We start from the raw sequence: 23,153 nt of genomic DNA, 5'->3' as shown, positions 1-23,153 counted from the left end.
GATCCCCTCCATTCTCTTGAAGAATCAAGGGATTTGAGCTTGATTTGTCTTTAACGGCGTTAAGCAAAACGGTAGATAACCGCCCAGGTCTTACGCTACGGGGGGAAGCCGCCTAAAATGTTATGAGTTGAGCACCGGCCTCAGCACCCTACGCGAGATGGTCTCTACATGCGTGAGCTGGACAACGCCTATCGAATTCTAGAGCTAGAGCCTGGTGCCTCCCTGGAGGAAATCAACCAGGCTTATAAAGATTTGGTGTTTGTCTGGCACCCCGATCGCATTCCTCAAGATAACGAGCGGCTGTACCAAAAGGCCCAGGATAAGATTAAGGCGTTGAACCAGGCGCGGGACTTGCTGCGATCGCACAACCGCAATGGCCGCAGCACTAGCTCGGCCAGCCGCTACGGCACCGCCAGCAGCAGCTACAAGACCTCCACGGCAGGCTACGGCACCAGCGACTACCGCTCGGCCTACGGCAGTGGCTACACCAACAAAGGCTACGGCAGCGCCCGCTCCCAAAGCGCCAGCGACGACCCAGACGATGAGCAGCGATCGACCTCCCACAATCGCTACTACCGCTACCAGCGCAGTACCTACGGCGGTAGCTACTACGGCAGCGGGTCAGGTAACGGCAGCTCTGGGCAAAGCAGCGACAGCACCAGCCCTAGCGGCTCCGCATCCTCCAGCACTGGCCAGTCGCAGACCTACCGCCAGCGACGCGATGCAGCGGCAGGGGTAGGAGGCAACAAAGCCCCCAGCGCCAACGGTAGTTCCAGCAGTTCCAGCGCCCAAAATCAGGCTAGTTCAACCGAAAGCAAAACGGCTAGCGGCAGTTCGGCAACCAACAATTCAGCCAGCCGCAAACCCGCTGACGATTCCTACAACAGCTACAACGCCCACACCCGCAACGGGGCGGCCAGCACCCACCGATCGCGCCAAAGTCCAGACCTCAGCGGCACCGACCTGAGCGGGGCCAACCTGCGCGAAAAAGACTTTGGGGGCCGCAACCTCAGCGAAGCTAACCTGAGCGGGGCCGACCTCAGCGATGCCTTTTTGCACAAGGTCAACCTCAACCGGGCTAACCTCAGCAAGGCCAAGCTGTTTCGCGCCAACCTGCTGCAGGCCGACCTCAGCCACGCCAACCTGCGCGAAGCCGACCTGATTGGCGCAGACTTTAGCGGAGCCGACCTCAGCGGGGCCGACCTCAGCGGGGCCAAGGTAGCGGTGGGGGGCCGCACCATGGTTAAGCTCACCGGCACCATTCTCACCGGGGCAATCATGCCCGACGGCTCGATCCACGATTAGACGCCTGCCCAGATTTCTGGTTAAGCGTGGATTCGCTACGAGCACCCCATTGACTAGCGGGATCTTCCCTAAGCCGTTAGAGATAGGTGGTGGGCGATCGCGCCGCTGCCCGATTTAACGCTCCACTGACCTCGGCCCTGCCGCTAATCGAGCGATCGCTGACAACCCTAGCGCCCCTGCACCGCCTCGGGCAAAATCAGCATGGCATCGCCGAAGGAATAGAAGCGATAGTCTTGCTCGATGGCGGTTTCGTAGAGCGCCAGCAGCCGCTCTCGCCCAATCAGGGCGCTGACCAGCATCATCAGGCTAGACCCCGGCAGGTGAAAGTTGGTAATCAACCCGTCAATCACCCGGTACCGATAACCAGGGTAAATAAATAGGTTGACCTTGCCCTGGTAGGGCTGCAGTTCGCCGCCCTGGGCCGCGCCCTCCAGGGCTCGCACCACCGTTGTGCCGACGGCAATCACGCGACCGCCTCGGGCTTTGGTGGCGTTGATCTGCGCGACGGTTTCAGCCGAGACATCGATCCATTCGCCGTGCATTTTGTGGTCGAGAATGTTCTCGGCCTCCACCGGGCGAAAGGTGCCGACGCCGACGTGGAGGGTAATGCGCGATCGCCCCACCCCCAGTTCCTCCAGCCGCTCAAACAGCTCGGGCGTAAAGTGCAGCCCCGCCGTGGGGGCCGCCACCGCCCCAGGGGCCTCGGCGTAGACCGTTTGGTACTGGTCAGGCGACGCGGCTGTATCGGTAATGTAGGGCGGCAGAGGGACTTCCCCCAACCGCTCAAACAGGGCAAAAAGCAATTCACCGCTTTGGGGCTCAAACTTCAGCAGGCGACCGCTGGTGTCGGGGTCGGTATCGAGCACCTGGGCAACCAGGTCGGGCTGGTCGGGGTTGGGGCCAAAGTGTATGGTAGCCCCCGGCTTGAGGCGGCGACCGGGGCGCACCAGGGCCAGCCATCGGTTGTCGCCCTGGTCTTCGAGCAAAAACACTTCTACCTGAGCACCGCTGGGCTTGTACCCCAACAGGCGGGCAGGAATAACCCGCGTATCGTTGAGGACGAGCAGATCGCCTGGCTGCAGCAGAGTGGGCAGGTCGCGAAAGCGGTGGTGACGATGGGTAGTGGCGCTGTCTACCACCAGCAGACGCGAGGCATCGCGGGGGGTGACGGGGGTTTGGGCAATTTTGTCTGGCGGCAGAGAATATTGATAGGCCGCCAGGGAATATTCAAAAGGGGAGCAGGGGATCTCTGGTGACATCTCTGAGGCCATTGTCTAAAGATTGTGCATAGCCTAACCAGGTTGGGGGGATACACCCAGGTCAGGTAGGGGGACTTAACCCTAACCCTTTCAGGGCCAGTCCCAGACAATAAGAACTGTAGCACCTGTCTATAAGGTCAACGATGGAATACACCTACTATCTCGCCAATGCCAGTTTGACCCTCCGTGTGGTTGAGCACCTGCTGGGCACCCCGAGATTGCCCCTAGAGTTTATGACGGTGATTCATCAGATCGATGGATGGGTCATTCGCGTCAAGATGGACGACAACATCGGCGTTCCCGATGCTGAAGATTTTCGCGCCTACATGAACGAGCTGGGCATCGCCTACGACCCCGGCATTCGCGTGCGGATGGCCCTCTGGGGGCTAGAAACCGGGCAGTCGCCCATCGATGTCATGCGTCGCTATCAGGTGGCGATTGTCTCCCACGGCAAGCCCGATCGCGAAGAGATCGAAGCCTTTCGCCGTCAGTTCGTAATGGGTCTGGGCTACTGCCCCGAAACGCTGGCCTAAGCCTTGCAGACCGTCGTCTCAAAGACGTATCTCGCATGGGGTAGGGGAACCTACCCTATTTTTTTGCCCACAGAGCCAGTCCACCACTGCGGCCACGGGCGGCAACATAGCCCCTTCGAGCCGCGAAAAAAGAGAAAAACGGCAGCCTGGCCACCGAAGCATCGGCAAAATCGCCTGCTTTAGCCGCTTTGCTGTGCAGAGGCAGGTTAATCAGGCTGAGGCCACCCACCAGTACCTGCAGGCGCACAAAGTCGAAGGCCAGCAAGTTTTTCTTGGGCAAAAACTTAGCTGGTCCGGTAAACCGCAGCCGGGCAGGGCCAACCTGAAGCTGGTTTTGAATAGTTAACTCGCCGCTATCGTCGCGGCTAAAGCTAAGGGTTGCGATCGCCAGCCCAGGCACGTAAAAACCGCTGTCAGTCGGTTGCCCGGCTCTGTAGGTAGGCTTTTTAGGAGCGGTAAACCGCAGCCGCCAGGTGCCGAGCAGCGCCTCACTCGAAATCTGCTGCCGCTGCTGCTTGGTTTGCCGCTCGGCCTTTAGCAGCGCAGCGGTGACCTGTTTGCCGTCAATTCGCGCCCCCGAAGCAACGACCTCTAATAGGTCAGGGGTGGGTAGGGTAAGGGCGCTATCGGTGACGGTCATGGAGACTCCGTATGAGTTCGACAGAACAGTATGCTGCGGTCTGGTACCTCCATTATGCCCGAGTCAGTCAGTCGTCAGAGACGAGCGATCGCCCATTGGCCCGGTCTTTGCGCCTGGCTCTGGCATAATAGAGCCTGTCCACTCACGGCGCTGCTATGGCTACCACTCCGCGATCGCCCCTGCTGCGCAACCCCCCTGGCAAACCAGGGTCCAGGTCTGCCGCCAATGTATCGGTAGTGCTGATGTGGGTGGGTCTGGCTATTACCCTGGCGTTTATTCTGATTGCCCTGCTGACGCCCCTGATGCAGAGCTGGGGCTGGCTGCTCGACCCCACCACGGCGCTGCAAAACCCCATTCACCAGCCCCCCAGCGATGAGCACTGGTTTGGCACCACGCGCCAGGGCTACGACGTGTTTGCCCGCACCCTGTTTGGCACCCGCGCCGCCTGGCAGGTGGTGCTGCTGGCGACGCTGCTGAGCGTGGCGATCGGGGTACCCCTGGGCATGGTCAGCGGCTACCTGGGCGGCTGGCTCGATCGCGCCCTGCTGTTTTTTATGGACACGATCTACACCCTGCCGGGGCTGCTGCTCTCGGTCACGCTGGCGTTTGTGGTGGGTCGGGGGGTGGTGAATGCGGCGATCGCCCTCAGTATTGCCTACATTCCCCAGTACTACCGGGTGGTGCGCAACCACACCGTCAGCGTCAAGACCGAGCTGTTTGTGGAGGCAGCCCAGGCCATGGGGGCCGATCCCTGGACGGTGCTGACCCGATACCTGTTTCTCAACGTGATTCAGAGCGTGCCGGTGCTGTTTACTCTCAACGCCGCCGACGCCATTTTGGTGCTGGGAGGGCTGGGCTTTCTGGGCCTCGGCTTGCCCGAGCAGGTGCCCGAGTGGGGGGCCGACATTCGCCAGGCCCTCGACGCGCTGCCTACGGGCATCTGGTGGACGGCGCTGTTTCCCGGCCTGGCGCTGACGCTGATGGTGACGGGGCTATCGCTGGTAGGCGAAGGGCTGAACGAACTCATGAACCCCCTCCAGCGCCGCGAAAACTGGCGCTAGCAATCAAGTAGGGCGGTTGAATTGCTCTACCAGCAGGGCTGGCTTACTTATAAGCCAGCCAGCCTAAAGCACCGAAACCCACCTACCCACCCCCACTTCCCCTCAATCTAAACGCCGTTACCGAGTAGAGCAGCAGCGCCGCCCAAATGCAGCCAAAGGTAACGACATGCACCGAGGTAAACGGCTCGCCGTACACAAACACCCCCAGCAGCAGCGACAGCGAGGGAGCCAGGTACTGAAAAAAGCCCAGGGTAGCCAGCTTGAGCCGTTTCGCCGCGTTGTTAAACCAGAGCAGGGGCATTGAGGTGGTTACCCCGGCTCCAACAAACAGCAGCGTCAGCGGCCAGCTCTGGCCAAAGTGACCCTGCCCTGTCACCCCCAACCAGCCCACAAACAGCAGCGTAATCGGCGTTATCAGCAGCGTTTCGACCGCCAAACCCACCAGGGGGGCCACCGCCACCACCTTACGCAGCAGGCCATAAAACGCAAAAGAAACCGCCAGCGCCAGCGCAATCCACGGTACGGTACCCAGTTGCCAAACGAAGTAGCCCACCCCCACCACCGCCAGGGCTACGGCCACCTGCTGCCCCCGGTGCAGGCGCTCTTTGAGAAACACAAAGCCCAACAGCACGGTGACCAGCGGGTTGATGTAGTAGCCCAGACTGGCTTCAACCACGCGATCGCTGTTTACCCCGTAGATATACAAGCCCCAGTTAAAGCTCAGCAAACTGGCCGTCAGCAGCAGCACGAGCACCGGGTGAAGCGATGCCCCCTCAGGGTTGGGCTTTGACCCTCGCAGCAGCGCCAGCAAGTCGGGCAACCGCCGCTGCACCACCAAAATGCCCACCAAAAACACCGCCGACCAGATCATGCGGTGGCTCAGCACCTCCAGAGCAGAGGTTGCCCCAAAAAATTTCCAATAGATGGGCAGCAGCCCCCAGGTGCTGTAGGCCAGCAGCGCGTAGATCGAGCCAAGATTAGCCTCAGAGGAGCCGCCTGAAGCAGCCGATTTGGGTAACGTCAAAGCAATAGTTACCTTGCAAAGTCCCTATTCTAGCGATCGCCGCTCCCCGTGGTGCAGCGGCAGCCGCACCGCGATCGTGGTGCCTTCGTTGGGCTGGCTGCGAGCTACCACAGTACCCCCGCAGTAGAGCAGCAGCTGTTGCACAATCGTCAGCCCCAGCCCAGCCCCCTCGGTTTCGTCGGGCGGCAGGTTGCGACCCCGATAAAAGTGGTCAAAAATGCGGGGTAGATCGCTCGCCGAAATGCCGATGCCGGTATCGCGCACCTCGATTTCGGCATAGTTTGAGGTGCTGCGGGCCGTCACCCACACCCGACCACCGCTGAGCGTGTATTTGAGACTGTTGTTGAGCAGGTGAATCATAATCTGCCGCAGCCAGCTGCTGGGGCAGACTACCGCAGGCACATGCCGGGGAATGGTGTAGGCCAGTATGATGCCTTTTTCAGCGGCTAGGGGTTGATAGGTACTTACCACCGGGGGCACGGCTTCCGCCAGATTCAGCGGGTCGAGCTGGGTTTGACCCACGCTGGTTTCCATTTGCAGCAGGTTGAGAACGCCGCTGATGAGCGCACTCTGGCGATCGCACTCGTGGCTGATCATCTCCTTGTAGCGCTGCCGCTGGGGGGGCTTGAGGTGGGGCGAATCGAGCAGGGTGAGCGCCGTTTTGATAGTGGTCAGAGGAGTGCGCAGCTCTTGACCAACGGTGTTGAGAAAGTCATCCTTGAGGCGCAGGGTATTGAGCAGCACCTCATTTTGGGTGGATAGGCTCGACATGCCCAGGGCCTGGCGGCGATAGGTTGAGGCCGACTGGCGCAGATGCTCCTGCCGGGTGAGTTGCCAGTTCAGCCAGCGATCGACCAGAGTTAAGTAGGCCGGGGTGAGGGTTTGAGCCGCCCTGATTTGAGCCCACTGCTGCGTCAGCGCCACCAGGTCGGTGCCGACATCGGCAGCAGCGCCCTGGTTCACCTGATGACAGATGGCGCTGACCACGGTGGCAACCAAATCGGGGTTCACCGAGCAGCACACCGACAGGTACGATGAGCGAGCCGCACTGGCCTCTTCCAGCGAGGGAGAGCCCTCGTCGTCATCGTCAGCTTCGGGAGGCTGTTGCGCCTCAGGAGTCGGTCGTTTACTTTCGCTTAGGGCCGTAGCCGACAGCGGCTGCAGGCGATGGGCCACAACCATGGCTGCAAAGGTCTCAGACTGCACCACCACAAAATAGTCGCCCCGCCAGGTATGGTCTGCACTGAGGGGTAAAATTACGTCTTCAGCGCCAGACGGCGGCGGCGATGAGTCGAGCCGCACAAACCGATATACGCGGTGGGGCGACGCCAGCCCCTGGCTGTAGCGCGACACATCCTCATTCCAGGCCTCGCCTACGGGCAGCTTTACCAGCAGGTTCGCCTGAATGTCGTAGGCTTCGAGAAATTCTACGGTCGACTGCAGAATTGCCCTAAACCCTCTTGGTTTGACCTGTACGTAGTCTGGGGTTGCTGCACTCAGCTGAAGCAGCCGGTGTAGCGACACCTCTTGCTCTTGGTAAGACTGCATGGTGCTCCAACGGGCCGGGGCCGAACCAGAACTGAGCCAGGTATGGATCAGCAGTGGCACCTATTAGGGTATCTTTAACCACCTGGAATGACGGCGAGAATGTTGCGTGTATTCACATACCGCCGCCATTTCTGGGCAAAAAAGTTATCCCATATACCGTTTTCCAAGGAAATGACGGGCCTGCTCGCGGTCGTCAAAGTGTATTTTCTCGGTACCCAAAATTTGATAGTCTTCGTGGCCTTTGCCCGCAATCAAAATGCCGTCGCCGGGTTGAGCCATCGCGATCGCGGACTGAATAGCCGTAGCGCGATCGCCCACCACCTGATCACTCCCCAACTCTGCCGGAATGCCTGCCACGACATCCCGCAAAATCTGCTCCGGATCCTCGGTGCGGGGGTTGTCGGAGGTGACGACCACGGTATCGGCCAGTTCGTAGGCGATGCGGCCCATTTGAGGGCGCTTGGTGCGATCGCGATCGCCGCCGCAGCCAAACACGCAGATCAGCCGCCCCGGCACAAAGGGCCGCGCGGCGGTCAGTGAGCTTTTCAAGCTGTCGGGCGTGTGGGCGTAGTCGACAATCACGCTGATGTCCTGGGCTTCAGACACCTTTACCTGCTCCATGCGCCCCGGCACGCCGCCAAAGCTGGGCAGAGCGGCGGCAATTGTGTCTAGAGCAACGCCCAGGTGCAGTGCAGCCCCCACCGCCGCCAGCAAATTCTCGAGGTTGAACTGCCCCACCAGCGGCGAGCTAAAGGGCACGGTGCCCATAGGGGTCTTGAGGGTGCCGATAACGCCATTAGCCTGGTAGGTAAGGTCGCCCGTGTAGAGATCAGCATTGGGATTTTGAGTGCTGTAGGTCCACACCCGCTCAGCGGGAAGCTGGGCGACGAGGCGATCGCCGTAGGGCGTATCGATATTCACCACCGCTCGCCCGGCCAGGTAGCCCCCGCTAAACAGCAGCGCCTTGGCCTGGAAGTAGTCTTCCATATCGCGGTGGTAGTCGAGATGGTCCTGGGTCAGGTTAGTGAACACCGCCACCTCAAAGGGGCAGCCCCACACCCGCTTCTGGGCCAGGGCGTGGGAGCTGACCTCCAGCACGGCGTAGCGACAGCCTGCATCCCGCGCTTTGGCCAGTTCGGCCTGAAGTTCTACCGCGAAGGGGGTGGTGTAGAGAGCAGTTTGCTGGTGCCCCGGCCAGCGGGTATAGAGCGTTCCCAACAGCGCCGTGGGCTGAGCCGAAGCATTCAGCAGATGTTCAACCAGGTGGGTGGTGGTGGTTTTGCCGTTGGTGCCTGTCACCCCCACCAGCCCCATCTGCCGGGCTGGGTAGTTATAAAACCGCGCCGCCACCTCCGCACAGGCCACTGACATATCGGTCATGGGCACTACGCAGGCATTCCCTTCGGCGGGGCGAGCCTTTAAAGCCTGGGCTGACACCAGCGCCGCCGCCGCCCCAGACTCCACCGCGCTGGGCCAAAATTCGCCGCCATCGACCCGCGTGCCGGGCATGCCAACAAACACATCCCCTGGCTGGCAGGCGTGGGAATTGGTGCAGAGGCCTTTGATGTCAGGGTCGCCCATTTCCTCAGGCAGGGTAAACCCGGCCTCGATCAGCCCCGCAGGCAGGCCCTCAAGCAGTTGGCGCAGCTTCATGTCAGCAACTCCTCACATCATTGAAGTGTGACCTATTCTGCCTTACTCTGCCCCAAATAAGTCTGTATCAATTGCTCCACCTTGGCCTGGGGTGCCCGGGGCGACAGGCGCGGCAGCGGAATTTCTTGGGTTCCAGCCTCGGTGGACTGCACGCAGCACAGCACTGGAATTTCGTATTGGTAGCGCTGAAACCAGTCGTCGCGGGTGGTGATGTCGCGCACCTCTAGCTCAAAGGGCAGGTGGCGGGCCGCAGCGAGTTTTTCTTCTAGCCCTTCGCACAGGTGGCAGCCGGGCTTGCTGTAGAGCACAAATTGGGTCACGGGGTCAGTCACGGGAAGGGCGGTCACGACTAGGGGCAGTCACGATACAGAAGCACGGTAGGCGCTGGGGGTGGTGCCGGTGGCCTGGCGAAACTGTTTGCTCAGGTGCTATGGCTGTTAAACCCGCACAGCAGGGCGATTTCCACAATAGAGTGGTTGGTTTGTTTCAACAACTGTTTGGCCCGCTCAATGCGCTGCCGCAGCACGTACTGGTAGGGAGCAACCCCCATCGCCTGCTTGAACTGATGGCTGAAATGGAAGGGGCTGAGACCCGCGATCGCCGCCAAATCCGCCAGCCTCAGGTCTTGGTCAATCGCCTCATGGATGTAGCTGAGTACGGGCAAAAGCTGGCGATCGCGCAGCCCGCCGACAAAATCTACCGCTGTTGGCCCCGCCTTCGGCCTGTCTACCGCGTACTGCCGCAGCAGGTGTACCGCCAGCAGGTTAGTCAACGACTCGACATAGAGCTGGCCGCCGGGGTTGGCCTGGTTGAGTTCGTCGAGCAGCATCAGGGCGATCGCCTCTAGCCGCCCGTCCCGCAGGCGAAACTCGGGAATTAACTCAATGCGATCGGGGTTGAGCCCGAGAGATTCTTGCGCGACGTTGGCCATAAAGCCCGAGTTGAGCCGCAGTTCAACGTAGTGATCGTCGTCCTGCCAGCGGGCAAAAAACGGCGTCTGGGCTGGCGTAATGGAGATATCGCCTTTGCCGTAGAGGCTGCTGTGGGTTTTGCCGTCTTTGATCTGCAAAAATCGCACCGGACGGGTCGCCAGCGATAGGCAAATCGTGTGATCTTCGCTTAAGGGGCTGCTGCACTCCCCCGGCGGATGCTGAAACTGCTCTACCTGAATGTACTCCCAACCCAGTTCCTGGCTTGAGCGCGTGGGTAGGCAGGTAAACTCAGCGTTTTCCACGCTCAGGCCGTTTTGGAGACCCTTAACACGCCTGGTTTTGGCTGCATCCATGGCTATGTTCTCCGTTGTGGAGATAGGTGACGCCAGACCCGTTTGCCCAGCTACCTCAAGTCTATCCGGCAGAATGGCTGTCAGAATGGAGCAATAGGCAAATTCTCTCCTTGGCGGCAGCTGGACAAACGCGATGACTCCCCACGTTGCAATTGCAAAATGGACTCTTGAGGACTACCACCAGATGATTGCGGCGGGCATTCTTAGCGATCGCCGAGTAGAGCTTTTGAACGGAGAAATCATCGAAATGTCCCCCGAAGGAGAACCCCACGCCTACTACGCCAGCACTGTTGGAGACTACCTCAGAACCCTGCTTGGTGAGCAGGCGCAAATCCGTGAAAGCCATCCCATTACCATTCCCGCTACCCAGTCTGAGCCAGAACCTGACCTGGCGATCGTGCAACCCCTGGGCAGGGAGTATTTGCAGCATCACCCCTATCCTGAGAACGTCTTTTGGCTGATAGAGTTTTCGGACACGAGCCTGCAAAAAGATTTAGAGCCCAAGGCAAATGCCTACGCTGCGGCAGGCATTTCCGAATACTGGGTGATCAACCTGCAGCGCATGGAACTTGTAGTCATGCATGACCCGGCCAATGGGTTGTATCAATCGCAAACCAAGCTCCGAGAAGGCAACATTGCGCCGATCGCATTTCCCAACGTGCCAGTATCCGTACGCCGCCTGCTGGACTAGCCGCCAGCTCGCCGCAAGAATTTGACAGCGCCCTAAGAATTAAATAGCGCCCGGTTAGCAAGGTTTTTTTAGGCTAAGCGAGTCCTGACCTGGAGGCCCTATGGCACACCTTCTGCACATCGACTCTAGCCCGAGGGGCGTTGGCGAAGCCAGTGCGAAGCACTCTCGCTCCCACTCTCGCCGCCTCACCCGCGAGTTTGTCGCCGCCTGGCAGCAGGCTCACCCCGCCGACACCGTCACCTACCGCGATGTCGGTCGCCAGCCCGTGCCCCACGTGGATGAACCCTGGATTGTGGCCGCCTACACTCCCGCTGAGCAGCGATCGCCGGAGCTTCAGGAGGCAATCCGGGTGAGTGACCAACTCATCGACGAACTGATCGCCGCCGACATTGTGGTCGTGGGCTGCCCCATGTACAACTTCAGCGTGCCCAGCACCCTCAAAGCCTACATCGATCAAATAGTTCGCGTGGGCCGCACCTTTGCGATCGACCCCGAGGATGCCGAAGACCCCTACAAACCGCTGCTCCAGGGTAAAAAAATGTTTGTGATTACGGCGCGCGGTAGCTCAGGCTTTGGCCCCGGCGAGCGCTACGGCCACATGAACCACCAAGACCCCTACCTGCGGGTGGCGTTCGGGTTTATTGGCATTACCGATATCACCTTTGTGCATGTCGAAAACGACGAGCACAGCAGCGAAAGTTTGGCTGCATCCATTGCCGCAGCCCAGGCCCAGGTGGCGCAACTGGTTGCCGCCTGACGCGAATGTTGTCTCAACCAGCGGGTGCGGTGGTCAAAGGCCCAGCCTTCATCGCCATCGCACCTTCCCCACCTTTAGGAGCCAACCTTAGGAGCCGCTATGCCCTCGACTAATGCTGGGTTATTTACCCTTCAGCTCTGCACCGCCCTCGGCTGTGGGCTGGTGGCCGGAGTCTTTTTCGCCTTCTCTACCTTTGTCATGCAGGCCCTCGGTCAGCAACCGCCCGCCCAGGGCATTGCCACCATGCAGGCCATCAACGTTACCGTGATCAACCCCTGGTTTATGGGAGTGCTGTTCGGCTCGGGCCTGGCCTGTCTAGCCCTGGTGATCGCCGTCTTGGCCAAAGGCAATCAGCCCGGTGCCGGTTACGTGCTGATCGGCAGCCTGCTGTACCTAGTAGGCACTATTGTAGTGACGATCGCCTTCAATGTGCCGCTCAATGACGCTCTGGCTGTGGTAGAACCAAACAGCACAGAGGGCACAACCCTATGGGCCAGCTACCTTAATACTTGGACGCTCTGGAACCATGTGCGGATGTTGGCATCCCTGGGTGCCGCGGCCTTGCTGACCCTATCCCTTTAAACTCTAGGTAAACCGTATGGATCGTGCTTGTTGGTGGTGGTTTCAGGGGCTGGTTGCGAGCAGCGTCGTCATGCTCCCCGCTGCGTCTGCTCTGGCTGCGTCTGAGATTGTAGCGATCGCCCCTTGGGGCCAGTCTTTGGCCATCGTCCCCCGGGTTGCTCAGCAGTCAGTTCCTGGGCAACCCTCTGTGGAGGAACGCTTTGCCCAGCACTTCCAGGATCTTGGGATGGAGGGGGCAATCATCATCCATGACTTGAACCAGAACGTGACCTACCAGCACAACCGCGATCGCAACCTTCAGCCCTTTCTGCCCGCCTCCACGTTCAAAATTCTCAACTCGCTGATTGCGCTCGAAACGGGCGTTATCCCCAACGACCTGGCTATCTTGACCTGGGACGGTATCGAGCGCATGGTGCCCGCCTGGAACCGCGATCAAAACATGCGCACGGCGTTTAGTCTTTCTGCCGTCTGGTTCTATCAGGTACTGGCCCGACGCATCGGCCACGATCGCATGCAGCAGTGGGTCAGCGCCGCGGGCTACGGCAACCAAACGATCGGCAGCCCCGCTGCTATCGACAGCTTTTGGCTGGAGGGCGACCTGCGGATTACGCCCCAGCAGCAGATTGAGTTCTTGCAGCGCCTGTACCAGAACGACCTGCCGTTTTCTGAGGCGGCGATCGCGACGGTCAAAGACATCATGATTGTCGAGCGCACTCCCGACTATACCCTGCGTGCCAAGACCGGCTGGGCTGGCCTGGGGGAGCCCGACCAGCCCCAAATCGGCTGGTACGTCGGCTACTTGGAGCAGGGCGACAACGTCTACCTGTTTGCCACCAATGTGGACATGCGCCAGGACAGCGATGGCCCCGCCCGCCTAGAACTCACCCGCCGCTGCCTGCGCGACCTAAACCTGTTGTAATCTCAATTCAAACCTCACCCGCCAGCAGCCTCCTATGGCCACCATCTTTTACACAGCGACCAGCCTGGATGGCTTTATTGCCGACCCCCACAACTCCCTCGACTGGCTGTTTCAGTTTGGCGAGCTAGAACCCAACACGTTTGACGACTTTTTGGCGGGGGTCGGGGCGATCGCCATGGGCTCGACCACCTACCAGTGGATCCACGACCACGATTTTGGGGACGGGGCAGACCATCCTCAGCCCTGGCCCTACCGGGTGCCCGCCTGGGTATTTACCTCGCGCCAGCTGCCCACCATTGCCGGGGCCGACGTGCGCTTTGTCAGCGGCGATGTGCGGCCCATCCATCAGGAGATGGCGATCGCCGCCGGCGACAAAAATCTCTGGGTAGTGGGTGGCGGCGACCTGGCGGGCCAGTTCTACGACGCCGGGCTGCTCGATGAAATGGTGGTGCAGATTGCTTCGGTTACGCTGGGCAGTGGTGCGCCCCTGTTTCCCCGCCGCATCGACCCACCCCTCAAGCTGCTGGCGGCGAGAACCTACGGTGAGAATTTTGCGGAGCTACGCTACAGCGTTTTGCCACCGCGATCGCCCCTGCCGCACTGAGCTTGGGCAACGGCATGATCATGCTGGGGTCTGCCCACAACGACAGCTTTGGCAAGCTCCAGCCACCGCCTCAACAGGTAGGCGATGTGGTCACCCGTGGAACTTTGGCACCTACGATCCCTAGAGCAGCCCGCTAAATTCTTAAGCCTCAACTTGAGCAGCAAGATCATGCATACTCAGCTGACCTGGGGCGGCTGGGGCATCATGGGCTCTGACTGAGGCTCGTAACACGACCGCTCGCCGTGGACACAGGGGGGCGACGAGCGCTCGTGTAAAGCTGTTCAAGCGAGCGAACATACTACAAACTCGTAAACCTTAAATAGGCAGGTCACCTTTGCAGAACTGGTGAGAGCAACATCCATAGCACTAGCGCGGGCACCCCAAACGATAAAAACACCCACAGCCCGTTCCCTAGACCCTTTGTGGCGGCTGAGTGCCCAGCACTCGCTCCGCGAACACCAACGACTTCGCTCAAGGAATGGCTATTTTTAGCGCAAATTTCACTTTAATCAACGCGCCTGAACAGACTCGCGCCAGTTTGATGAAGACTACGGCGCAAAAACTTACCTCGCCAATCCGGAATCGAATGTATTACGTTGTAGTATACCGAGGGCCGTGCTCCGCAGCGCTTCCACAGCAACTCTGCTGGAACTGCTGAGAGCCGGTACCAGGTTTGCCGCTGTCCTCATCGGTCTGTCACCTCTGGGTTTGACAGGCTGACTTTGCCCTGAAAACTTTGCAGCCGGCAAGGCGATCGCGGCGGGCTACTCAACCTGCACAGTGCTAAATACCGTTCCGAGAAAAACCATGCTGCTCTACCTCCGCGTTGCCAAACGCCCCAACCAACCCGACCCACCAACGCCAACGCCCCAGTCATCCACACTCGAGTCGTCAGCACCTTTGGAGCAAGACTCGCTGGCTCGACATCACCGGGCAGAGGCCCACAAGGTGTACCAAAAAGCCAGAGAGGACCACCTCTGTGAACGACGGTTCATGCTCTGAATCAGCCCCTAGAGTCTGGCGGTCAATCGCGGCTGTCAGGCTCTCTTGGGTTCCACAACAGCAGGTTTAGCCGCGCTGTTGCGGTTGCGCAACACCTGAGCCTTGGCCGTCAGATCCTGAAAGAAATCGGTTTCGACAATTTCTTTGACCTGCTTCTGGCGCTTGGCTTCATCAATTTCAATTCGCAGGTCACGCACCTGCTGTTTCAGCTTTTGCTCGCGGCTGTAGACCTGCTGGGCCATCCGGTCAAATACGCGAGCCAGCTGGCCAATTTCGTCGGTGCGGCGGGCGATCGCCCCCAGCTGCCCCAGCTCAAACTTTTCGGCCTCGATCGCTGCCGCCGTGCGAGCAATACCGAGCACAGGCCGAGCGATCAGGCGATCGGCCATCAGCACGGCCACCCCAGCCGTCAGCCCGGTAAAAATAGCGATTACGCCCAGCAGCATTCGCTTGTTGCGGTTCACTTCTACCAGGTAGCTAGCCTCAGGAATCACCGTGCCCACCACCCAGTCGAGCTGTTCCAGTCGGGTAAACGAAATCAAATAGCGTTCTCCAGTCACCGGATCCTTAAAGGCAAAGCGCCGCAGGTCCGTCAAACCCTCCAGGTCTATGCCCTGCTCTTGCAGAGTTTTGCTGGCAATACGCAGCAGAGGATTTTCTACGGTCTCAAGCTGCTGTAGACGAGGGTCTGCCGAGTCTTGCCCCTGGGGCGGCATCACTTCGGCTACATCAGTCGAGGCAATCAGCTCCTGCCGAGCGTTAATAATAAATGCCTCACCGCTGTGGTTGTTTTGAAGCTGCTGCAAGTACTCCGAAAGCTGGGTCAGCTCTATGCCAACCCCAATCACGCCCCAGATTTCTCCTGCCGGGTTAATCAGCGCTGTCGTAGCATCCAGCCCTGGCGTCTGAGTCGAGCGGTAAACGTACACGGTCCAGGCCCGCTTTTCTGGAGACTCCAGGGCGTTGCGATACCAGGGCCGCTCCGGCGCAAAGAAAGGCGGATCCATCTTGTAAGTCTCAGTGTTGACCCGCTCTAAGCCGCTCGCCGCGATCGCATAGGTGTTGACCGTAGCCGTCGTGCTTTTGCTCTCCCCATCCCAATCGCGCAGGTGAAAGTGAAGCCGCCCATCGGCGGTGCGCTGAGCCCCAAAAAAATCGCCCTCGGCGTCCCCATACTGCACCCAGGTAAAGTTGGGGTTGGCCCGCAGCACGCTGAGCAAAAACAGCTCCCGATCTTGAGCGCTGGTCAAGTCAATCAGATTCTGGCCCAGGCTGCTGTTTAAGAGCGACTGCGCCGATTCTGCATTGTTAAACAGCTTTTCCACCTCCTGGGAGGTGCCCAACGTAATCTCCTGATTCACCTGATCCACAATGGTGTCGATATTGCGCTTAGACACCAGCGACCAGGGCACATAGACAATCGCCGCCGTAGTGCCCACCGTTAGCAGCATAGCTGCAACCAGCGTGGCCTTGAGGCCGGGAGGTTTGGGAAGGCGAAAGGGGAGGGGCATGGTGGGTGAGGTAGGTGAGTGGGTGAGGTCGGGGGAGTGCCAAGTGCAAAATTCAAAATTGAGAATTCAAAAATTTGCCCTTTGAATTTTGCCCTTTGAATTCATCTCTACTCTGCGGGAAGCCGCTGCGCGTCTACATCCCCCGGTTACTTCCGATTGGCTACCAGTGCTGTCGCTGCCATGCCGGTGTGCACAATGCCCAGGGTACGAAAGGGATCCATCAAAGGATCGATGGCGATAAAGAGCACCAGCACCGCTTCTAGGGGCAGCTTGAGCGGGTCGAGCACCAGGCCCAGCATGGTCAGGGTGAGAATGCCGGTCACGCCAGAGGTGGCCATACCCGCCAGAATCGAGCCCATGATTACTATGCCCAGTCCAGCCAGTCCCAAATCACGCTGATAGAGCTGCACCACAAATAACGTGGCCAGGGCAAAGTAAATGACGGATCCGAAGCGGCAGAGAGTAATGGCCAACGGCGTGACCAGGTTGGTCGTTTGGGGATCAAATTTGAGATTTTCGCTCAGGCTGGTGATGGCGGCAGGTAGGCAGGCCAGGCTGCTGGAGGTAGCGAGGGACAGAATGGTGGGATCTTTGAGTGCTAGTAGGGTAGACCACAGGCTTTGACCCGATCGCCGCCAGATAATCAGAGTACTGATCAGGTAGATGAGGGCAAAGGTGGCGATCGCCACCGCCACAAAATCCACCATCGACAGCAGTACCTCGATGCCTACCTGGGAGAGCTGGTAGGCCAGCAGGCTGCACAGCCCAAAGGGCAGCAGGTACGTCAGCCCGTGAATCACCTTGTTGAACGCCTGATAAAGGCTATCGAGCGTATCAAACAGCGCCGCTGTAGAGGGCGCTTTGACCAGCCCCAGCGATACCCCAAAAATCATCGCAAACAGCAGCACCTTCAGGGTTTGCCCTTCGCTGAGGGCGGCAAAAATATTGTCGGGCACCATGCTGTCTACCAGAGTGGTCACGCCGCCAGTAGCTGCTTCGGGAATCGGGCCGCTGAGGGACATCTCGAGATCGACACCAGACTGATTGACCAATACGCCGAGGGTTTGCAGGGTTTCTATGCTCAGGTCGCGACCTGGGCCAGCGAGGGCGGCCACGGCCACAGCGATCGCGCTCACCACCAGCAGGCTCAGCGGAAACACCACGGCAATCCGCTGCACATACTGCCGCGCATCGTGGCTCTGCATCAGCCGCCCCAGGCTGTTCGTAATGGCCGACAGCAAAATCGGCAGCACGCACATCTTCAGCAGCCCCAGGTAAAGGTTGCCAAAGGGGGCCATCCAGGCGGCTACCTGAGGCTGGGTCGTGCCAAGGTATACCCCCAGCCCGCTGCTGATCACGATGGCCCAGGGACTACGCAGCCACTCAATTGATGGTTGGCGGGGGATATAAGCTTTCAGGGAAGTAACCATGGGGGTTGCCAGGTATGGTTATAAACTACGGTTGCTGCGGGCGCTGGGTAGCCCAATAGTCGGCGTATTCATCGAGCACCGTATCCACGGTGTACTGAGCGGTGAGGGTGTCTAAGTACTGGTCGACAAAGGCCAACAGGTGGCCACTGCTCCAGGGCAGCACCACCGCCAGCGAATCTTGAGTGTCAGTAAGGGCAATGGTTTGCAGTTGCAGAGCCACATCAGGTCGGGTACGCACCACCTTCTTAATTTCCAGTTCATCGCGATAAGCGGCCAGAATGTCACCCCGCACCACGGCCTCCACAATCTCCTCCCAGGTGGGATACTCCACGATGCTGGCCTGGGGAAACTTTTGCTTCAAAAAGCCGACGTAAGATGACCCCTTAATCACGCCGACCTGACCCCGCAGATCGCGGATGGTTTCGACCATCGATCGCCCCTGGGCCTGCTCAGCCATTTGCAAACGGTTGACCAACAGCCCCTGGCGCATGCGCAGGTAGGGCCGCGAAAACCGCACCCGCTGCGCCCGCTTGAGCGTGCGGCTAATCTTTGAAATCGCCAGGTCGGCCTTCTGTCCGTAGACCGCATCGACCACCTGATCAAAGGTCTGAGCCGAGCGAGTGATGTCTAAACTGACGCCCAATTGATCGGCCAAAGCTTGTGCCAGCTGAATGTCTAATCCGCTCAGTTGCCCTTGCGCATTCATGAAGAAGGGGGCGTTATCCTGCCCCAGCACGGCCACCGTTAGCCTGCCTTTGTTCAAGATGCGCTGCACATCTGGCGGCATAGCCGATATCGCCGGAGTTGAGGCTGAGGAGGGCGATCGCGTCACTGTAGATCCGGTAGAGGCGGTTCGGCTAGCCGCGATCGCAGAAGGCGCTACGACAGTTCCTTTAGCAGCCGCCTGTGCCCCACCGCTAAACCCCAGGGTGAGCACCAAAAAGAGGGTCAGCCCCAGCAGTAGCACCCGAATCCGCAGGGCTATCGCACCGCTTGTTCCTACCCCTTTCCCAACAGAAGGTTCTAAATCATTGGTTTTTGGCACATTCTTTCTCCTAGGCAGCTTGCCAGAGCGGCAGGGAACGGTGGCCCCAGGCCAGATCCAGGGTGATGTCAGCCACCACCTGTAGTGGATCCACCCAGGGCAGCGGCAGTGCTGGCATTTGGGCAAAGGCCACAGACAGTTCTGTACAGCCTGCAATTACCACTTCGGCCCCCTGGGTCTTGAGCCAGCTGGTCGCCTGCTCTAATACCGTCAATGCTTTGGTAGATACCTGAGTCCCTGTGGTTTTTATTCCCCAATCGGAGTGGTAGATCGACTGCATAACCAAATCTTGCCAGGGAGAATTGAGCGCAAAACCCACAGGCGTTATTCCTACCTGGCTCAAACTGCGACTGTAAAGCCCACACTGCACTGTGCCATCAGTAGCCAGCACCCCCACCCGCTGCACCGCCGGATAAACCTGGCGAATGTGGTCACTCGTACAGGCCATCAGGTGAATCCAGGGAATATCGAGCTGGGTCTGCACCTGGTCATAAACGCCGTGGGCGGTGTTGCAGGTGACAACTAAAAAGTTGGCCCCAGCGCGCTCCAGCAGCTGAGCGTAGCGCACCAGCCCAGGCACGCAGTCTGGCCCAGTGCCCTGCAAGCTCTCAGTGCGATTGGGGATGTTGGTGCCGTTCACCAACAACCATACCGGGTGGTCTTGGTCGCCCTGTGCCCCCCGTTCGGCACTGCCTTGAATTAGCCGCTGCTCAAACTGCACGTGGGCCATTGGGCCAAGGCCGCCCAGAATGCCGGGGATAGCGACTTGTGGATCCTGACGCGATCGCAAAGACATATGGCTCCTGACGGGATTTTGCGTTGCGGTGGCGGCACCCAGGCGAACGAGAGCTGTCGAGATTTATACAGACAACTGGCGACGGGGCAGATTAGTCAGAGCGAAACCGACGGCCATGATCATGACCAGAGCCCCCATCCAGAACGGGGAAAGCATGCCCGAGCGATCGAAAATCCAGCCTGCCCACAGCGGCCCTAAAATAGAGGCCACGCTTTGCAACGCCTGGTTGCCGCCCAGGGTTTTGCCCTGCTCCTGGGCCGACACGCGAATCGAAATTAGCCCCCGCAGCGAGGGAATCACCAAGCCCACGCCCAGCGCCAGCATGGCCTGTGTAGTGTATAAGGCCGGAATCAGCACCGGGCTACCCGCCGGAATTAGCACCACTCCACCAAAGGCCAGCACCACCAGCACCAGCCCTGCCACAGCCAGTTTTGCTTCACCAAAGCGGGGCAGCAGCTGGCGAATTAGGCCGCCCTGCACAATGGTTGAGACAATGCCGATGAAAAAGAACACCATGGCCGCCTGGCTTGGCCCCCAGCCGTAGCGGGTGTTCAAAAACAGCACGAAGACGCTGCTAAAGCCCGCAAAGGCAAAGTTGAAGATAAAGAAGGAAATCAGCAGCCCCTGAATGCGGCCGTCGCGCAAAATGTCGCTGAGCTGGCCGATGGGATTGAGGTCGCGCAGGGCCAGGGGGCGGCGATGCTCTTTATCCAGCGACTCGGCCAGCACAAAATAGCCTAGCCCAAAGTTCAGCAGCGCAATGCTGCCCGCCACAAACACCGGCAAATTGAGGCTAATACTGGCTAAAGCACCTCCCAAGGCTGGCCCCAGGGTAAAGCCCAGGCCAAAGGCCGCTCCGGTAATGCCAAAGTTTTTGGCTCGGTCTTCAGGCGCAGAGATATCGGCGATGTAGGCTTGAGCCGTCGCCGCGACTCCCCCCGTTGCCCCATCGAGAATGCGGGAGAAAAACAGCATCCACAGCGTGGTGGCGAAACCAAAGATAAAGTAGGAGATGGCCGTACCCAGTACGCACACCAGCATCACCGGGCGACGACCGTAGCGGTCAGACAGGGCACCAATGACCGGGATGGCGATAAATTGCGCGATCGCATAGCTCGACACCAGCATGCCCAGGGTAAAGGCGTCAGACCTGAACCGCTCGACCAAAAACGGCAAAATTGGGAAAATCAGGCTTTCTCCCAGTTTGTCAAACAGAATAGTGACAAAAATAAACACCAGCCGGGGAGTCGATAGGGTTTTGGCGTTGACGGGCGTTACGGCCATGGGTGGGTTGGTAAGTGGGTGGATGGGTGAGAGAGTAGATGGGTGAAGGAGGCGCAAATTACGTAGCGTGGGTCAGTGCCTTAGCCTCAAGATCTGGCTACCTACCGATCTCCAGACCCACGATTCTCAACTGCAAGTCGATGGACTAACGAGCGCCGCTATCGAATGACGAGCCACCCAGGTTTGCAGATGGCCATTCACCACGTCGGGAATTTCGTCCTGGGGGCAGTGGCCTGCGCCTTCGAGGGGAATGAAAGCTTCTACAGCGGAAAAGTTAGCCAGTTCGCGCCCCAGGGCGATCGGTTCCCAGGGGTCGGCGGTGCCCCAGAGAATAAGGGCTGGGCAGGTAAGCTGCGGCAGCAAGTCCTCGGGCAGCGGCCCGTCAAAGTTGTTAATAAAGGCCCAGAAGACGTCTGCGGCACCGGGTTCGCGGGCGGGTTCTAGCAGCAGCTCGATCAGTTCGTCAGTGACAGCTTCGGGGTTGCCGTAGGCGGTGCGGAGGACGGCGCGGATTCTCTCTGGCCGAGCAATTTGGTGAAATAGCCAATGCACCAGGGCGCGGTTTTGGAGGACTTTTTTGAGCACTGGACGACCCAGGCGACGCATGGGGGGTTGGGTGTGAAGTTTGCGATCGCTGATTTGCCGCAGCGCACAATCCAACAAAACAACTCCCTGGCTTTGCTCAGAGTTCATGACTGCCGCCTGTAGCGCCACCACGCCACCGATGGAATTACCCACTAAAAAGGCAGGTTCGCCGACGACCTGTTGTACAAATTCAGCAACCTGAGCCCCCCAGGTATCAAAGTCGTAAGGCAGTGGCTCTCCGGGGGCAGGCTTGGCCGATTTGCCAAAGCCCAGCAGATCCAGGGCAAACACTCGGTGGCTCTCAGCCAGCGCCGGAATGTTTTTGCGCCAGTGACCGACGCTGGCCCCAAACCCATGAATCAGCACCAGGGCAGGCCCAGTACTGCCCGCTTGCTGGTAGTTGATCGGCTGGCCCCGCCACATCCAGGTTTGGTTTTGGAGAGGAAACTCAGCAATGGACATCGTTGGGCGCTCCATAGTTTGTTGTGATGGGTCACCGGCTGACCGTAGAGTGGGCAGTACCCACCAGCTTCAATGGACTTAACCTGCGGTTTGCTCCACGGGCAGCACCGCCTCCGGCAGTACCGATGGTCCGGCGTACTGCTTCAGCAGCTTGCGGTAGGCAATTAGCGTGGCATCGCTGGCCACCAAAAGCTCCTGGCGCATATCCTGATAAGGCGCAATCTGGGGCACTTGGGTTTTAACTACCACATCGTCTTCCTGCATGATTTTGTTGCCCACCTGGGCTGTGTTGCCATCCAGCCAGTAGCCCAGCCCCGGCACCTGGTTGAGGAAATTGCGAATATTCACCGACTTGACCACGGTGGTGCTGTCATCCACTGGAATGTGGACCATGATGCTCTCGATTTTGTAGCGGCCAAACTGCACCGCCGAGTAGGTGACGTTGGGCAGGGCAAAGCGGTAGCTCTTGTGGGCTTCGGGGTCGTCCTGTTGCAGTACAAACCGCATTACGCCGTTGAGGCGGTTGACTTTGATCGGCAGGCTGGCTGTCAGCTCGTACTCGCCCACCGTCACCTCGTAGTCGTCGATTTCAGTGTTTTGGGGAGCGTTACTGGCCCCGATCGCGCCCTTGTGCATAAATAGCGCGTGGGAAGTGTCGATGGCATTCTCCATCGTGCGGGTGAAGTGAGCCGCGAACTCGTGGCGGCTGTAGGTGGCGGGCCGCACGGGGGCTTCAAACTGAGGAAAATCTGGGATTGGCGGACGGCGATCGGCAGGGAGATCTAGACTGCCAACGAACATCCAAACCAGGCCGTACTTCTCTTGCACTGGGTACGACTGCACCCGCGCCCGCTTAGGAATAGGCGTACCGGCAGCATCGGCAGGAATGTGGCTGCACTGGCCATCGGCTTTGTAGCTCCAGCCGTGGTAGGGGCAGCGCAGGCAGTTGTCTTCCACCCAGCCCAGGGCCAGGCTGGCCCCCCGGTGGGCGCACTGGTTATCGAGAGCAATCACCGTTCCTTGAGAATCGCGGTAGAGCACGTAGTCGTGGCCCAGCAGCCTCAGGGGCGTGGGCTTCGTGCCGACTTCGTGGCTAAGTTCCACGGCGTACCAAAAGTTTTCGAGCATGGCGGTGTGCTTCCAGTTCGGTGCGATCGGGTGACGGGGGTAGATAGCA

Annotated in this window: 24 protein-coding genes; 9 read left to right on the top strand and 15 right to left on the bottom strand. The window is 59.4% G+C overall.

Features of this window, described 5'->3' with window-relative positions:
- Positions 1–168: 168 nt before the first annotated feature.
- On the top strand, positions 169–1,305 hold the full coding sequence (locus ACQ4N7_RS17145) for a pentapeptide repeat-containing protein (protein WP_430712713.1): 1,137 nt from the start codon (positions 169–171) through the stop codon (positions 1,303–1,305).
- A gap of 167 nt (positions 1,306–1,472) precedes the next feature.
- On the opposite strand, the gene queA is transcribed toward ACQ4N7_RS17145, so the two are convergent.
- Positions 1,473–2,564 (bottom strand): tRNA preQ1(34) S-adenosylmethionine ribosyltransferase-isomerase QueA, encoded by a 1,092-nt coding sequence (gene queA, locus ACQ4N7_RS17140; RefSeq protein WP_430712712.1) that lies wholly within the window; start codon positions 2,562–2,564, stop codon positions 1,473–1,475.
- A 143-nt stretch (positions 2,565–2,707) separates the two neighbouring features.
- Here queA and ACQ4N7_RS17135 point away from each other — a divergent pair, with 143 nt between their 5' ends.
- Positions 2,708–3,097 (top strand): hypothetical protein, encoded by a 390-nt coding sequence (locus ACQ4N7_RS17135; protein WP_017299034.1) that lies wholly within the window; start codon positions 2,708–2,710, stop codon positions 3,095–3,097.
- 55 nt (positions 3,098–3,152) lie between these two features.
- Here ACQ4N7_RS17135 and ACQ4N7_RS17130 read toward each other — a convergent pair whose 3' ends face one another.
- Positions 3,153–3,737, bottom strand: a complete 585-nt coding sequence (locus ACQ4N7_RS17130) for a hypothetical protein (protein ID WP_430712711.1) — start codon at positions 3,735–3,737, stop codon at positions 3,153–3,155.
- Between the two features lie 155 nt (positions 3,738–3,892).
- Between ACQ4N7_RS17130 and ACQ4N7_RS17125 the strand changes: the two genes are divergently transcribed.
- Positions 3,893–4,798, top strand: coding sequence for an ABC transporter permease (locus ACQ4N7_RS17125; RefSeq protein WP_430712710.1), 906 nt, complete (start codon positions 3,893–3,895; stop codon positions 4,796–4,798).
- Between the two features lie 82 nt (positions 4,799–4,880).
- Here the strand turns inward: ACQ4N7_RS17125 and rarD are convergent, their stop codons facing one another.
- The 6 genes from rarD to ACQ4N7_RS17095 form a co-directional block, all read right to left on the bottom strand.
- Positions 4,881–5,822 carry an EamA family transporter RarD gene (gene rarD / locus ACQ4N7_RS17120; protein WP_430712709.1) on the bottom strand — a complete coding sequence of 314 codons (942 nt, stop codon included), beginning with the start codon at positions 5,820–5,822 and terminating at the stop codon, positions 4,881–4,883.
- 24 nt (positions 5,823–5,846) lie between these two features.
- On the bottom strand, positions 5,847–7,370 hold the full coding sequence (locus ACQ4N7_RS17115) for an ATP-binding protein (RefSeq protein WP_430712708.1): 1,524 nt from the start codon (positions 7,368–7,370) through the stop codon (positions 5,847–5,849).
- A gap of 144 nt (positions 7,371–7,514) precedes the next feature.
- Positions 7,515–9,023, bottom strand: coding sequence for a UDP-N-acetylmuramoyl-L-alanyl-D-glutamate--2,6-diaminopimelate ligase (locus ACQ4N7_RS17110; protein ID WP_430712707.1), 1,509 nt, complete (start codon positions 9,021–9,023; stop codon positions 7,515–7,517).
- 32 nt (positions 9,024–9,055) lie between these two features.
- On the bottom strand, positions 9,056–9,370 hold the full coding sequence (locus tag ACQ4N7_RS17105) for a glutaredoxin family protein (RefSeq protein ID WP_430712706.1): 315 nt from the start codon (positions 9,368–9,370) through the stop codon (positions 9,056–9,058).
- Between the two features lie 12 nt (positions 9,371–9,382).
- Positions 9,383–9,448 carry a hypothetical protein gene (locus tag ACQ4N7_RS17100; protein WP_430712771.1) on the bottom strand — a complete coding sequence of 22 codons (66 nt, stop codon included), beginning with the start codon at positions 9,446–9,448 and terminating at the stop codon, positions 9,383–9,385.
- On the bottom strand, positions 9,445–10,308 hold the full coding sequence (locus tag ACQ4N7_RS17095) for a helix-turn-helix domain-containing protein (RefSeq protein ID WP_430712705.1): 864 nt from the start codon (positions 10,306–10,308) through the stop codon (positions 9,445–9,447). The genes ACQ4N7_RS17100 and ACQ4N7_RS17095 overlap by 4 nt, the downstream gene beginning before the upstream one ends.
- Before the next feature lie 133 nt (positions 10,309–10,441).
- Between ACQ4N7_RS17095 and ACQ4N7_RS17090 the strand changes: the two genes are divergently transcribed.
- From ACQ4N7_RS17090 to ACQ4N7_RS17065, 6 genes are all read left to right on the top strand, one after another.
- Positions 10,442–10,999 (top strand): Uma2 family endonuclease, encoded by a 558-nt coding sequence (locus tag ACQ4N7_RS17090; protein WP_430712704.1) that lies wholly within the window; start codon positions 10,442–10,444, stop codon positions 10,997–10,999.
- Positions 11,000–11,099: 100 nt separating this feature from the next.
- Positions 11,100–11,756, top strand: coding sequence for an FMN-dependent NADH-azoreductase (locus ACQ4N7_RS17085; protein WP_430712703.1), 657 nt, complete (start codon positions 11,100–11,102; stop codon positions 11,754–11,756).
- 99 nt (positions 11,757–11,855) lie between these two features.
- Complete coding sequence (locus ACQ4N7_RS17080) at positions 11,856–12,338, top strand: DUF1772 domain-containing protein (protein ID WP_430712702.1); 483 nt, start codon at positions 11,856–11,858, stop codon at positions 12,336–12,338.
- A gap of 70 nt (positions 12,339–12,408) precedes the next feature.
- Positions 12,409–13,257: a class D beta-lactamase gene (blaOXA, locus tag ACQ4N7_RS17075; protein ID WP_430712770.1), complete on the top strand. Its 849-nt coding sequence runs from the start codon at positions 12,409–12,411 to the stop codon at positions 13,255–13,257.
- 34 nt (positions 13,258–13,291) lie between these two features.
- Positions 13,292–13,861, top strand: a complete 570-nt coding sequence (locus ACQ4N7_RS17070) for a dihydrofolate reductase family protein (RefSeq protein ID WP_430712701.1) — start codon at positions 13,292–13,294, stop codon at positions 13,859–13,861.
- Positions 13,862–14,668: 807 nt separating this feature from the next.
- Positions 14,669–14,863, top strand: a complete 195-nt coding sequence (locus ACQ4N7_RS17065; protein ID WP_430712700.1) for a hypothetical protein — start codon at positions 14,669–14,671, stop codon at positions 14,861–14,863.
- Between the two features lie 35 nt (positions 14,864–14,898).
- On the opposite strand, the gene ACQ4N7_RS17060 is transcribed toward ACQ4N7_RS17065, so the two are convergent.
- From ACQ4N7_RS17060 to ACQ4N7_RS17030, 7 genes are all read right to left on the bottom strand, one after another.
- Complete coding sequence (locus ACQ4N7_RS17060; protein WP_430712699.1) at positions 14,899–16,374, bottom strand: cache domain-containing protein; 1,476 nt, start codon at positions 16,372–16,374, stop codon at positions 14,899–14,901.
- A 146-nt stretch (positions 16,375–16,520) separates the two neighbouring features.
- Positions 16,521–17,804: a dicarboxylate/amino acid:cation symporter gene (locus ACQ4N7_RS17055; RefSeq protein WP_430712698.1), complete on the bottom strand. Its 1,284-nt coding sequence runs from the start codon at positions 17,802–17,804 to the stop codon at positions 16,521–16,523.
- 25 nt (positions 17,805–17,829) lie between these two features.
- Positions 17,830–18,849, bottom strand: coding sequence for a substrate-binding periplasmic protein (locus ACQ4N7_RS17050; protein ID WP_430712697.1), 1,020 nt, complete (start codon positions 18,847–18,849; stop codon positions 17,830–17,832).
- Between the two features lie 10 nt (positions 18,850–18,859).
- Complete coding sequence (locus tag ACQ4N7_RS17045) at positions 18,860–19,645, bottom strand: aspartate/glutamate racemase family protein (protein WP_430712696.1); 786 nt, start codon at positions 19,643–19,645, stop codon at positions 18,860–18,862.
- Between the two features lie 63 nt (positions 19,646–19,708).
- Positions 19,709–20,929, bottom strand: a complete 1,221-nt coding sequence (locus tag ACQ4N7_RS17040; protein ID WP_430712695.1) for an MFS transporter — start codon at positions 20,927–20,929, stop codon at positions 19,709–19,711.
- Positions 20,930–21,055: 126 nt separating this feature from the next.
- Entirely contained in the window at positions 21,056–21,976 is a 921-nt protein-coding gene (locus ACQ4N7_RS17035; protein WP_430712694.1) for an alpha/beta fold hydrolase, read from the bottom strand.
- Positions 21,977–22,054: 78 nt separating this feature from the next.
- A complete protein-coding gene (locus ACQ4N7_RS17030) occupies positions 22,055–23,104 on the bottom strand; it encodes a Rieske 2Fe-2S domain-containing protein (RefSeq protein ID WP_430712693.1) in 1,050 nt (349 codons plus the stop codon).
- Between the last annotated feature and the right edge of the window lie 49 nt (positions 23,105–23,153).

It is taken from the genome of Nodosilinea sp. AN01ver1 (genome assembly GCF_050565655.1).
Classification (GTDB): domain Bacteria; phylum Cyanobacteriota; class Cyanobacteriia; order Phormidesmidales; family Phormidesmidaceae; genus Nodosilinea.
Note: the sequence above shows the minus strand (reverse complement) of the source record. Positions and strands in the feature narration are given on the sequence as shown.